The organism is Flavobacterium sp. HJJ (assembly GCF_015351475.1).
In the GTDB taxonomy this organism is placed as follows: Bacteria; Bacteroidota; Bacteroidia; order Flavobacteriales; family Flavobacteriaceae; genus Flavobacterium; species Flavobacterium marginilacus.
The window spans coordinates 1-12,946 of record NZ_JADKPR010000002.1 but is presented as its reverse complement, the minus strand read 5'-3'; the positions used below and the strand labels follow the sequence as shown (position 1 = coordinate 12,946).

General features: G+C 34.3%; 8 protein-coding genes. 6 read left to right on the top strand and 2 right to left on the bottom strand.

All coding sequences use genetic code 11. The features are described 5' to 3' along the window. Positions 1-49: 49 nt before the first annotated feature. Positions 50-1,750: a gliding motility lipoprotein GldJ gene (gene gldJ, locus IRZ80_RS01765; protein WP_194639678.1), complete on the bottom strand. Its 1,701-nt coding sequence runs from the start codon at positions 1,748-1,750 to the stop codon at positions 50-52. Between the two features lie 213 nt (positions 1,751-1,963). On the opposite strand from gldJ, the gene porU reads away from it, so the two are divergent. The 5 genes from porU (at position 1,964) to IRZ80_RS01740 (ending at position 10,453) form a co-directional block, all read left to right on the top strand. After that, on the top strand, positions 1,964-5,791 hold the full coding sequence (gene porU / locus IRZ80_RS01760; RefSeq protein WP_194639676.1) for a type IX secretion system sortase PorU: 3,828 nt from the start codon (positions 1,964-1,966) through the stop codon (positions 5,789-5,791). Positions 5,792-5,832: 41 nt separating this feature from the next. Continuing rightward, a complete protein-coding gene (gene porV / locus IRZ80_RS01755; protein ID WP_194639664.1) occupies positions 5,833-7,023 on the top strand; it encodes a type IX secretion system outer membrane channel protein PorV in 1,191 nt (396 codons plus the stop codon). A 152-nt stretch (positions 7,024-7,175) separates the two neighbouring features. After that, positions 7,176-7,658 (top strand): cytidine deaminase, encoded by a 483-nt coding sequence (gene cdd, locus IRZ80_RS01750; RefSeq protein ID WP_194639662.1) that lies wholly within the window; start codon positions 7,176-7,178, stop codon positions 7,656-7,658. Between the two features lie 163 nt (positions 7,659-7,821). Then, positions 7,822-8,820, top strand: a complete 999-nt coding sequence (gene pdhA, locus IRZ80_RS01745) for a pyruvate dehydrogenase (acetyl-transferring) E1 component subunit alpha (RefSeq protein ID WP_194639660.1) — start codon at positions 7,822-7,824, stop codon at positions 8,818-8,820. Positions 8,821-8,827: 7 nt separating this feature from the next. Continuing rightward, complete coding sequence (locus IRZ80_RS01740; protein WP_194639658.1) at positions 8,828-10,453, top strand: pyruvate dehydrogenase complex dihydrolipoamide acetyltransferase; 1,626 nt, start codon at positions 8,828-8,830, stop codon at positions 10,451-10,453. Positions 10,454-10,634: 181 nt separating this feature from the next. Here IRZ80_RS01740 and IRZ80_RS01735 read toward each other — a convergent pair whose 3' ends face one another. Next, positions 10,635-11,207, bottom strand: a complete 573-nt coding sequence (locus tag IRZ80_RS01735) for a Crp/Fnr family transcriptional regulator (RefSeq protein ID WP_194639656.1) — start codon at positions 11,205-11,207, stop codon at positions 10,635-10,637. Positions 11,208-11,450: 243 nt separating this feature from the next. Here IRZ80_RS01735 and IRZ80_RS01730 point away from each other — a divergent pair, with 243 nt between their 5' ends. Beyond that, positions 11,451-12,572, top strand: a complete 1,122-nt coding sequence (locus IRZ80_RS01730) for a polysaccharide lyase family 1 protein (protein WP_194639654.1) — start codon at positions 11,451-11,453, stop codon at positions 12,570-12,572. The last annotated feature ends 374 nt before the right edge of the window (positions 12,573-12,946 follow it).

Here is a 12,946-nt window from a genome sequence, read left to right as displayed (position 1 = left end):
AAATAAAAGCCCTAATGAAAGGGCTTTTATTGGTATTATCTAAAAAAAATTAATTTCTTGGTGTTTTTTTGGTATTTGATTTAGAACCTACTCTAGACATAGCACATCTGAATCCAATATAATCTGTAGCCATATCTTGCGGGAAGAATCTTCTTTGTGCAGGATCTAACCAATAAGCTCTATCTCTCCAAGAACCTCCTTTGTATACACGAACAGCATCATTTATCAAAGTAGTTCTTTTGTTAGACTTATCGTATTTTCTTTCCATATTACCTAAACTGTCAATTTTTACATTTTGTTTAGGTGAATTATACATGATTTCTTTATCTGATTTCTTTCCATTATCAGCATCTGAACTTGTAAACTTATAATACTTACTAGACTGTTTGTCACCGTCTCTGTAATTGATATTATCACTAGTACTGAAGTTTTGTCTTAAATACGTTTCATTATCATCAACTGGTACTTGAGCTATTTCACCTGGTAAATGTTTTGGAACTAATTTACCATTGCTTAATGTATCATAAACAATATCTTGATTAGTGATAATTTCAATTTTTCCGTCTTTACCAATTTTATTTTTGGTATAAACATTTCCTCTAAAATAATTAAAATCATTAGTTTCTACATCTACAATAGGTCTGTAAACATCAGCAACCCATTCCGCAACGTTACCAGCCATATCATACAATCCAAAATCATTTGCTGGATATTGTTTAACCTCATTTGTAATATCAGCTCCGTCATCTGACCAGCCTGCGATTCCGCCGTAATCACCATTACCTTGTTTGAAGTTAGCCAATTGGAAACCTTTATTAGATCTTTTTCCTGAACGAGTGTAGCTTCCAGACCAAGGATATTTCTTTTGACCTTTATAGATATTATACTCTCTTTGTCCTACATCAGCAGCTGCTGCGTATTCCCACTCAGACTCAGTTGGCAGTCTGTATTCTGGCAATAGAATTCCTGAAGATCTTTGTGCATAAACATTTTTCTCTTCAGCAACATTTCCATCTTTATCTGGTTTTGGTGCTTTTTTACGAGCTCCTCTGCCTTTCAAAAGAATTTCTTCGTTTCCTCCGTAAGTAGATGTTGGAGAAGCCAAATAAGTTTCAGTATTGAAATTACTTTCAGCAGAAACATCTAATGTTTTAGCATTTTTCTTTAAATATCCATTTTTTTCAAGTACCGCTTCATTTACACGGTCTGTTCTCCATTTACTGAATTCAACAGCTTGCACCCAATTTACCCCAACAACAGGATAATTAGCATAAGCAGGATGTCTTAAATAGTTATTGGTCATAGTTTCATTATATCCCAATCTATTTCTCCATACAAGTGTATCAGGCGAAGCTCCTTCGTAAATGTTTTTATAATTTTCTTCTGTTGGAGGGTATACTTTTTTCAGCCACTCAAGATATTCAAGATACATTAAGTTTGTCACCTCAGTCTCGTCCATATAAAAAGACATGACGTGCTGTTGGCTTGGTACATTGTTCCAATCGTGCATCACATCGTCTTGAACTAGTCCTTTTGTAAAAGTTCCGCCTTCTACAAATACCAATCCTGGACCTGTTTCTTGTGGTTTACCCGCTGTTCCTTTAGCAAAACCTCCTTTGGAACTGCTTACATTCCAACCTGTGCCTCTTGATGCGCTATCGGATTTAGATTTTTTGCTACAACTAGCTAATCCTAATATTAATGCAAGGGATAGCATTACTTTTAGCGGAATAGTCTTATTTACTCTCATAGTTTCTGGTAGGTAATTATTAAAATTTAGGTAGTGCAATGTAATAATTAAAATTAAACTGCAAAACCCTTTTTAATATAATTTTTAACGTTTTTTTAGATCTAATTAAAACGCAAAAATATATTTTTTATTACACAAAACAAGGAAAAAGACTTTTAAAATTTTTTATTTACTTTTAGCAATTATTTACACTCCAAATCGTTATCCATTTTCATGAAAAATCTAGTCTTTTGCTTTACCATACTTTTCCCCCTAATAACGTTTTCTCAGACTAATGGAGATGTTGTTATAGACTGGATTGAAAACAATGCTGCGTCATCTGTCGGCAACAAACCTCAAGCCCCAGTTTTTAAAGGGAATAGCTACTTTTATGATCATTTTAACCAAGCAGTTTATTGTAATTTAAATCTAAATAACAGCTCAGATTTAGACCCGAATAGTATCCAAATTACTAACATAATATACGAATCTGCAGCACCATCTTTTATTGGAAATTTAAATCCAGCAGGCATTCCTCTTACAATAAAAACTAAACTTTACAGCACAAAATCCAGAAACAGTATTCAAAATTTCCTAAAGATTTCTCCAATAATCAGAGACAATTCAGGGTACAAAAGAATAAAATCCTTTTCATACACTCTTAATAGCGGCTCGGCAAAGAAAAATTCATCAATTAAAAACAGCACCAGCATTACCAATTCAGTTCTGAGTTCCGGAGACTGGTATCGCTTTTATATCGAAAAATCTGGAGTTTATAAAATTTCTAAAGATTTCCTGCAGCAGCTCGGACTCAATCTAAACGGAGTTAATCCCAAAAGAATAAAGATTTACGGTAACGGAGGCAAAATGCTTCCGCTTGCAAACAGCAGTTACTACCCAGCCGATTTAACTGAAAATGCTATTCAAATTCAAGGAGAAAGCGATGGTGTTTTCAATTCTGAAGATTACATTTTATTCTATGGCCAAGGAATATCAGATTGGAATGAAGAAAGCCAGACTAACCTTAATTTATATGATACAAAATCCTACTATTACGTAACTATACAGGGAGATGACGGTAAAAGAATTATGGATGTATCACAACCAGCAGCACCAAGCACTATATCGCTAACATCATATGATGACCAGCAATTTCATGAAGTTGATTTAACAAATATAGCCCAGCTTGGACGTCAATGGGTTGGAGAATCATTCGAAATTAATGATACTCAGGAATTCACATTTGACTTTCCAAATATTGACTCTTCTGTCCCTGTAACTTCAAATGTTGTTTTAGCTTCTGCAGCTTACACTCCTACTTCTTTTAAAGTTGCTGCTAATGGATCAGATATTGGCACAGTATCATTTGCTTCATTGAATACAGGTTCTGAGATACAATATTCCAGCAATAAACTGACTAACGCTGCATTTACAGGTTCTTCAACTATAAAAATCAAATTAACCTATAATAATAATGGTGTTCCTGGCTCTAAAGGCTTTTTGGATTTTATACAATTAAAAGCAAAAAGCAAACTGCAGGGATATGGAAAACAATTTCATTTTCAATACGACTTAGCAAATTCAAGTATTGGCGTTGTTTCTTATAATTTCACAAATGCTTCTTCTATATCTCAAATTTGGAATATAACTGATATTTATAATGTAACAAAAACAGAAAACAAGAATGCAAATACATTTTCATTCAAGGCAAATCTTGGAGATTCGCAAAAATACATCGCCGTTGATCAAAACGATTACTATATTCCTCTAAAAGAAAACAAATCTAAAATAGCCAACGCCAATATAAAAGGCACCGTATTTAAAAACACCCAAGGACAATTTCAAGATATTGATTACATAATTATTACACCTGAATTCTTAAAAATTCAAGCAGAAAAACTAGCCGCTTTTCATCGGGCAAATTCAAATTTGAACACAAAAGTTCTTACTCTGGAATCTATTTACCAAGAATTCTCTTCTGGTAAACAAGATATAGCCGCAATCAGAAACTGTATTAAATACATTTACAATAATGCATCTTCCAGCGATAAAAAAGTACGATATATAAATCTCTTTGGAGATGCCTCATTCGATTACAAAAACAGAATATCTAACAATAATAACATTGTCCCTATTTATGAAGCCCTAATTAGCAACACCATTGGTGAAGATTCTTTTGCATCGGATGATTTTTTTGGATTGATGGACGATTCTGAAGGTAATATTACTAATGATTATGGAGGTATTGACATAGCCGTTGGCCGAATGTTAGTAAGCACTACAGCCCAAGCTGATGAAATGATAAATAAGATTTTCGAATATTATAACAAAAAAGCTTATGGCTCTTGGAGAAATAATTATGTAACTCTTGCGGATGATTCCGACAAATCTACAGATGCCACTTTGCAGTCAAGACAAAATACTCTGGCTGATGAAATTGAAGTTCAAAAACCTTTTTTAAATGTGTCCAAAATATTCCTCGATTCCTACACACAAGAAGCCGCTGCGGGCGGTGAAAGATATCCAGCTGCAAAATCTGAATTTTACAACGAATTTGAAAAAGGAGCATTAGTCTTTAATTATTTAGGACATGGAGGAGAAGATGGACTGGCAAGTGAACGAATTTGGGACAAAACTAACAGTCAAAGCTTAAGTAATCAATACAAATATCCTTTATTTATTACTATAACATGCGAATTTTCTCGTTTTGATAACCCAAAAAGACCTACCGCTGGAGAGTATATTTATTGGAATTCAAAAGGGGGGGCGATTTCTCTAATTTCAACTATTCGGGAAATTGGGCAATTTAGTGCTGAAAACTTTAATGATGTTTTTGCAAAAAATCTTTTCGCTTATGGTACAAATCAATATGTTTCTATTGCTGAAGCTTTAAGAGTTTCTAAAAATGAAAATCCAAATGCAGCAACGAATGTTGTGTTATATATAGGAGATCCTGCATTATTCCTTGCTATCCCCAAACCAAAAGTAATACTTACAAAAGTAAACGATATCCCAATCAATCAAACAATTCCTGATTTTAAATCATTAGCTAAAATGAAAATATCAGGACAAATAACAGACGAAAATAATATTCCGATGCCAAATTACAATGGTTCTTTGTCTGCAGTCCTGTTTGATAAGAAAATAACAAAAAAAACTTTAAACAATGACGGATACAGCCCGTCGATAAACTTTACAACATTAGGCGAAGCAATTTTTAGAGGAAATGCATCTGTAATTAATGGACAGTTTGAATGTAATTTTATTGTCCCGAAAGATATCCGTATTCCATTAGGCAGCGGAAAAATAAGTTTTTATTCCCAAAAAAATCAATTATCAGAAGACGTCACAGGTTATGACACAACAATAAAAGTAGGCGGAATAAATGAAAATGCTGCCACAGACAATAATAGCCCAAAAGTGAAGTTATATATGAATGATGAAACTTTTGTCTCAGGAGGAATAACCAATGAATCTCCCGTTTTTATTGCGAATATGGAGGATGAAAGCGGGATAAACACCGCAGGGGGAATTGGCCATGATATAGTAGCTGTATTAGACGGTGATGTAAGCAATCCTATTATATTAAATGATTATTACCAAACAGAATTAGACAGTTATATGACTGGGAATTTACATTTTCCTTTAAGAAATTTAAAAGCTGGTCTTCATACAATTACATTTACTGTTTGGGATGTTTATAATAACGCAGCAACTTCTGAAATACAATTTTTAGTAGTTGGCAACGAAACAGTAACATTGACAAATGTATTAAATTACCCTAATCCATGTGTCAATTATACTGAGTTTTGGTTTACCCATAATAAACCTAATGAACCATTAGAAGTCCAAATTCAAATATTGACAATTACTGGAAAAATAGTCTGGACAAAAAACCAAACTATTACTACTCCAGGCTTTCTATCGCGAGATATAACATGGAATGCTCGAGATGATTTTGGAAATAAAATTGGAAAAGGAGTTTATGTGTACAGGCTCACAGTAAAAGCAGTCTTGTCAAACAAGAAAGCTGAAAAGATTGAAAAACTTGTGATTCTTTAATAATATAGTATATTTATACCAATTAATTTTTTTTAAAAGTGATGAAAAAAACGTCCTTATTAATCGTATTCTTTTACATCTTTAATTTTACGTATGCCCAAGAAAGACCTATAACAGTAGCAGTTCCTTTTCTTTTAGTTGCCGCAGACGCTAGAGCCGCAGGTATGGCCGATAACGGAGTAGCCTCCTCTCCAGATGCCTTTTCGCAGCAATGGAATCCATCCAAATATGCCTTTGCTACGGATCAGCATGGGTTTTCAGTAAGCTACACTCCCTATTTAACAGCCTTGGTAAATGACATTTCATTAGCGCAGTTAACATATTACAATAAATACAGTGAAAAAAGTGCATTCGCTGCCAGTTTCCGTTATTTTGGGTTAGGAGATATTGATCTAAGACAAGATTTTGACAGTCCAGTGCAAAGAGTATCCCCAAATGAATTTGCGCTTGACTTATCTTATTCGATGAAGCTAAGCGAAAAATTCTCAATGGCAGTCGGCGGACGTTTCATCAATTCTAACCTTAAAGTAGCAACCGATAATAATGATGCTTCTTCTTCAAGCAGTTTTGCTGTAGATGTTGCAGGGTTTTATCAATCTGAAGAAATTGCATATAATGATTTTAATGGAAGATGGAGAGCAGGATTTAATTTTCAGAATATGGGACCTAAAATGAGTTACGACAACGACGACATAAATGCCAATTTTCTGCCTGCAAACATGAGACTTGGAGGAGGTTTTGATTTTATTTTGGACGAATACAGCACCATCGGCGTTAATCTGGAATTTAGCAAATTAATGGTTCCTACTCCTCAAGTTTCATACGATGGCGACAGTTATCAAGGAGCTGACATTAATGGAGACGGAATAATTAACAAAACTGACAGTGATCTTGCTAAAACTGAATACAACTCTACAGGCTGGTTCTCAGGAATGTTTAAGTCATTTACGGATGCACCTGGCGGATTTAGTGAGGAATTAAAAGAAATCACCTATTCTTTTGGAACAGAATATGTTTATCAGGATGCCTTTGCATTTCGCGCTGGATATTTTCATGAAAGCCCAGACAAAGGATCTCGGGAGTTTTTCTCGCTTGGGGCTGGATTTAAATACAGTACTGTCAAAATAGATGTTTCTTATTTATTCTCTACTTCCAAAATTCAAAATCCTTTAGAAAACACTCTGCGTTTCTCATTATCATTCAATTTTGGAGAAAAATATGAAAACTATTAGTAGTGTGAATTTTAATATTTAAAAACTAAAAAAAATCCAAACTTCATTATTTTGAAATTGGATTTTTTTAGTTTTATATTGTTCATTTGTCACTGCAATAATCACAAATCGTAATTCTAAATTATATAGAAATCGTTTAAAATAATATTCGAATGAAAGAAATAACAATTACTTCAAAAATTAATGTTTTTGGATCCATTCAAGAATTACCTGAAGCAGAGCAAAATTTAATAAAAAAAGCAATTGAAATTAGACAAAATGCCTATGCCCCCTATTCTAAATTCAGAGTTGGAGCTGCTATTCTGTTAGACAATGGAGAAATAATTGTTGGTTCTAATCAAGAAAACGCAGCTTATCCCTCTGGACTCTGCGCAGAAAGAGTTGCTGTATTTCATGCTGGAGCACTTTACCCTGAAGCCACTATACTAAAAATAGCAATTTCTGCCGCTTCAGACAATAATCCTACGGTGATTCCGGTTCCTCCATGCGGAGCCTGCAGGCAATCAATATCCGAATATGAAGTACGTCAGAACAGCCCTATAAAAATTTACTATACTGGCGAGACAGGAGAAATTCATCAATCTGAATCCCTAAAAAATTTACTCCCTTTTATGTTTGATAACAAATTACTTTAAAAAAGAAACTAAAAATTAGCTTTTAAATTTTAGTTCTTAGCAGGAATGTCTTATTTTTGCATCCCGACCCCTCTGGGGCGCAAATTTGTGGTGAGGAAACTATTTTGCGTTACTAGGTCATGATTGATAAAACAATAACACTTAAGCAAAAGAATTATTTCAGATGAAAGAAGTTACAAAAGAAGTTTATTTAAAGTGGTATGAAGACATGCTCCTTTGGAGAAAGTTTGAAGACAAACTTGCAGCATTATACATTCAGCAAAAAGTTAGAGGTTTTCTACACTTATATAATGGTCAAGAGGCAGTTTTAGCAGGAGCTTTACATGCAATGGACTTGACAAAAGACAAAATGATTACTGCATACAGAAATCACGTTCAGCCAATTGGCATGGGGGTTGACCCAAGACGTGTAATGGCCGAACTTTTAGGAAAAGCAACTGGAACATCCAAAGGAATGGGTGGTTCAATGCATATCTTTTCTAAAGAGCACCGTTTTTATGGCGGACATGGAATTGTTGGAGGTCAGATTCCATTGGGAGCTGGACTAGCATTTGGAGATAAATACAATGGAACTGGCGGAGTTACTATGACTTATTTTGGTGATGGAGCAGCTCGTCAGGGCTCTTTACACGAAGCATTCAATATGGCGATGTTATGGAAACTTCCAGTAGTTTTCATCGTAGAAAATAATGGATACGCAATGGGAACTTCTGTAGAAAGAACAGCAAACCATACTGATATCTGGAAACTAGGTTTAGGGTATGAAATGCCATGCGGTCCAGTTGATGGAATGAATCCTGTAAAAGTTGCTGAAGCAATGACTGAAGCAATAGACAGAGCAAGACGCGGTGACGGACCTACTTTCCTTGAAATGAAAACATACCGATACAGAGGCCACTCTATGTCTGATGCACAATTATACCGCTCTAAAGACGAGGTTGAAGAATACAAAAAAATTGATCCAATCACACAAGTTTTGGATGTAATCTTAGATTTAAAATACGCTACTCAAGAAGAAATCGAAGTAATCGATAAAAGAGTTAAAGATTTGGTTGAAGAATGCGCTCAGTTTGCTGAAGAATCTCCTTATCCAGAAATCCAGCAACTATACGACGTAGTGTACGAACAAGAAAACTATCCATTCACACCTCATAAATTATAAATCAATTATGGCAACAATTGTAACAATGCCCCGCTTGAGCGATACTATGACTGAAGGAACGGTAGCAGCTTGGCTTAAAAAAGTAGGAGACAAAATCAGCGAAGGAGACATCCTTGCAGAAATTGAAACCGACAAAGCAACAATGGAATTTGAATCCTTCAATGAAGGAACTCTTTTATATATTGGAATACCAGAAGGAGAAACTGCACCAGTAGACTCTTTATTAGCAATTATTGGAAAAGAAGGAGAAGACGTATCTGCTTTAATCGCTGGAGGCACAGCTCCTGCACCGGCAGAATCTGCTCCAGCAGCAGCTGAAGCAAAAGCACCCGAAGCACCTACATCTGCTCCAGCAGCAGCTTTACCAAAAGGAGTAATCGTAGTAACAATGCCACGTTTGAGCGATACTATGACTGAAGGAACAGTTGCTTCTTGGTTGAAAAAAGTAGGAGATAAAGTTGCTGAAGGAGATATTTTAGCCGAAATCGAAACTGATAAAGCTACAATGGAATTCGAATCTTTCAACGAAGGAACATTATTGTTTGTTGGAATTCAAGAAGGAAACACAGCTCCTGTTGACAGCCTTTTAGCAATTATAGGACCAGAAGGAACTGATATTAGCGGAATCGCTGAAAACTATAAAGCAGGCGGAGCTGCTCCATCAGCTGCTGCTGCAAAAGAAGAAGTTAAAACTGCATCAGCAGAAACTGCTCAACCAATTGAAACTGTTGTTGACGGAAAAAGAATTTTAGCTTCACCATTAGCTAAGAAAATAGCTTCTGACAAAGGAATTCAATTAAACCAAGTTAAAGGATCTGGCGAAAATGGACGTATCGTAAAAAGCGACATCGAAAACTTTACTCCATCTGCAGCTGTTCCTGCAGCTGTTGCATCAAAAACTCCAGAAGCTGTAAAAACTGAAGCTCCAAAAGTATTTGTACCTGCCGGCGAAGTTTTTACAGAAGAAATCAAAAATTCGCAAATGCGTAAAATCATTGCGAAACGTTTAGCTGAATCATTATTCACTGCTCCTCATTACAACCTTGTAATTGAAGTTGCAATGGATGATGCAATGCAGTCAAGAGCAGTTATCAATACCGTTCCAGACACCAAAGTATCTTTCAATGATATGGTAATCAAAGCTTGCGCATTAGCATTGAAAAAACATCCAAAAATCAATTCTCAATGGAAAGAAGATGCTATCATCATCAATCACCACGTTAATATTGGTGTAGCTGTAGCTGTTGAAGATGGATTAGTAGTTCCTGTTTTAAGATTTACTGATACAATGAGCCTTTCTCAAATTGGCGCTAGCGTTAGAGATCTTGCAGGCAGAGCTAAAAACAAAAAACTTGGACCTGCAGAAATGGAAGGAAGCACATTTACAGTTTCTAACCTTGGAATGTTTGGTATAACTGAATTTAATTCAATCATCAACCAGCCAAACTCTGCAATTTTATCTGTTGGAGCTATTGTTGAAAAACCAGTTGTTAAAAACGGACAAATAGTAGTTGGAAACACAATGATGCTTTCATTAGCTTGTGATCACCGTACAATTGACGGTGCCACTGGAGCACAGTTTTTACAAACATTAAAACAGTACATCGAAAATCCAGTGACTATGTTGGCTTAATCGCTAGTTAGTTTATAATTAAAAACCCGTTCTGAAAGTTTCAGAACGGGTTTTTAAGTTTTAAGATACTATAAAGTAAAAAACGCTTGTTTAAATGAGTCTCTAAGAAGAGGTGTTTTATTAATTCGAAATATTAAACGAATTATCTTATTCTAAGATTGCTCAAACATTCAGTATTGTTTTAAATAAAACTTTTTTTAATTTTTGATAAGAACTCATGGGAAACTCCAAGGTATGATGATAAATTTTTGTTGTTGATTTTGTGACTTTTGTGGGGGTATTTTTTTACAAACTCCACATATCGTTGTTTCGATGTCTTGTTTAACACATCCAGAAGCCTTTCTTGCATAACAATATTAGTTCTCTCAACCATTAAAGTATGAAATTGAATTAATTTTGGTACTTGTTCAAATAATAAAATTTTATTGACCTTATTGATTACTAATATATCACTGTCTTCGAGAGCTTTTATATTGTATTTAGCTGGCTTTTGATAATAGAAGCTTTCAATATCTGAGAGCCAATCATTTTCAAATGCAAAAAACAAAACGCTTTCAGTTCCATCTTCTTTTAGCATATAAATTTTAAAAGATCCTTTCAAAATAAAACCTTCGTATTTACTATTTGAATCTTGAATTTGTAAAAACTGATTTTTTTTCAATTTAATAAATTCCGTTTTCTCAATGATTGTCTTCCATTCATTGTTTGTGAGTGGAATTTTACGTTCTATATTCTTCCTTAGTAATTCGTACATGTCAGTTGAGTTTTATATGTGCTTAAATTTTTCTAAGTGTTTTTTTATTAAAACATATTGATGCAAAAAATGTAATCGATTACGCAAAAATATAAAAAATTACAATACATGTAAAAATATTGTTAATTAAAAATTAAAACCATAATTTTTTTTACAAAAAGTTGAACTTGTTCAACTTTTATATCTAAAGTTTTTAACAGATTTGCAGTGTTATAACTTAACATTAACCAAATAAAAAAAAGTATGAAATCAAAATTATCAACCTTTTTACTTGCGATTTTTTTCAGTTTTGCAAGTTGTACTAATGAAGATCTTAAAATAACTGAAGAGAACCAAACTAGTATTTCTAACAATGCCGAAGTGACAACTCAAAAAAGTTTAACTGCAAAAGTTGGAAATTGTTCTGCAGTCCCTGGTTGGGCATCTCAAAATGGCGGAACAACTGGAGGTGGAAGTTCTACAGAAACTGTAGTTACTAACTATGCTCAATTAAAATCGGCTATTGAGAATAGTGCCGTAAAAGTGATTAAAGTTACTGGTACTATTACAATTCCGGCAACTTCCACAGGTAGATTAGCTTTTCAAGATCAATCTGGAAAAACAATATATGGGGCTAGTGGTGCCAAAATTGTTTCAACTGACCAAACGAAAGCTAATTCAGGTATTATATATATTAAAAGATGTACCAATATTATAATCAGAAATTTAATTTTCGAAGGTCCTGGTGCATATGATACCGATGGCTGGGACAATGCTACTTTGGATAATTGCCAAAATGTATGGGTTGATCATTGTGAGTTTAGAGACGGTGTTGATGGTAATTTCGATGTAAAAAACATGTCTGATTATATTACTGTATCTTACACAAAATTCAGCTACTTAAAAGCGCCAAAAGCAGGAGGTTCCGGTGGATCTGACGATCATAGATATTCAAATTTAATTGGTTCTAGTGATGGAGCAACTGGTGATCGCGGCAAATTGAGAATTACATTCGCTCGTTGCTGGTGGGCTAGTGGCTGTAGAGAAAGAATGCCAAGAGTTCGTTTTGGAAAAATACACATTATAAATAGCTATTTCAACAGTACTGTTAGCAACAAATGTATTGCAGCGGGTTTTGAAGCGAGCATCCGTGTTGAAAACAATGTATTCGAAAATGTCAAACAGCCTATTGATCTAATGACTGGTTATACGGCGGTTACTGCTATTGGAAATGTTTTTACAAATGTTACAGGAAATACTGCAGGAAGTAATACTGCTTTTACACCTCCGTACACAATTGTAACTCTTTTAGCATCTGCAGTTAAAGCAGATATTACTGGTGGTGCTGGAGCTACTTTTACAGGTAATACTTGTGGTTCGTTTTAATTGTTTTTAAGTTTAAAAAAAAAATAAAAAGCTGCTCCAATTGGGCAGCTTGTTTATGAATGTATATTCTCAAGAAAGAAGAACGTAGATAATATTTGAATTATATCCTGATACAAAAACACCATATAATATCACTATCCGTGACTAATACCAAATCGATAAAATTGACCACAGATTATACAGATTAACACAGATTTCTAAAAATAGCATGTAAAATCTGTGAGAATCTGTATAATCTGTGGCAAAAAAAACATTTAGTATGCTTTGCGGATAGTCATGTAATATAAATCATACCAATCACACATGTTATATAGTCCAAATTTTATCTAAAAACACATAGCCACACCCGCAGATACTCATTACCTCATTTTTAG

What these genes read in the sequence shown, in the direction of transcription:
- IRZ80_RS01730 (WP_194639654.1), top strand. Translation starts at nt 11,451, where the DNA reads ATGAAATCAAAATTATCAACCTTTTTACTTGCGATTTTTTTCAGTTTT.
- IRZ80_RS01740 (WP_194639658.1), top strand. Translation starts at nt 8,828, where the DNA reads ATGGCAACAATTGTAACAATGCCCCGCTTGAGCGATACTATGACTGAA.
- pdhA (WP_194639660.1), top strand. Translation starts at nt 7,822, where the DNA reads ATGAAAGAAGTTACAAAAGAAGTTTATTTAAAGTGGTATGAAGACATG.
- porU (WP_194639676.1), top strand. Translation starts at nt 1,964, where the DNA reads ATGAAAAATCTAGTCTTTTGCTTTACCATACTTTTCCCCCTAATAACG.
- cdd (WP_194639662.1), top strand. Translation starts at nt 7,176, where the DNA reads ATGAAAGAAATAACAATTACTTCAAAAATTAATGTTTTTGGATCCATT.
- IRZ80_RS01735 (WP_194639656.1), bottom strand. Translation starts at nt 11,207, where the DNA reads ATGTACGAATTACTAAGGAAGAATATAGAACGTAAAATTCCACTCACA.
- gldJ (WP_194639678.1), bottom strand. Translation starts at nt 1,750, where the DNA reads ATGAGAGTAAATAAGACTATTCCGCTAAAAGTAATGCTATCCCTTGCA.
- porV (WP_194639664.1), top strand. Translation starts at nt 5,833, where the DNA reads ATGAAAAAAACGTCCTTATTAATCGTATTCTTTTACATCTTTAATTTT.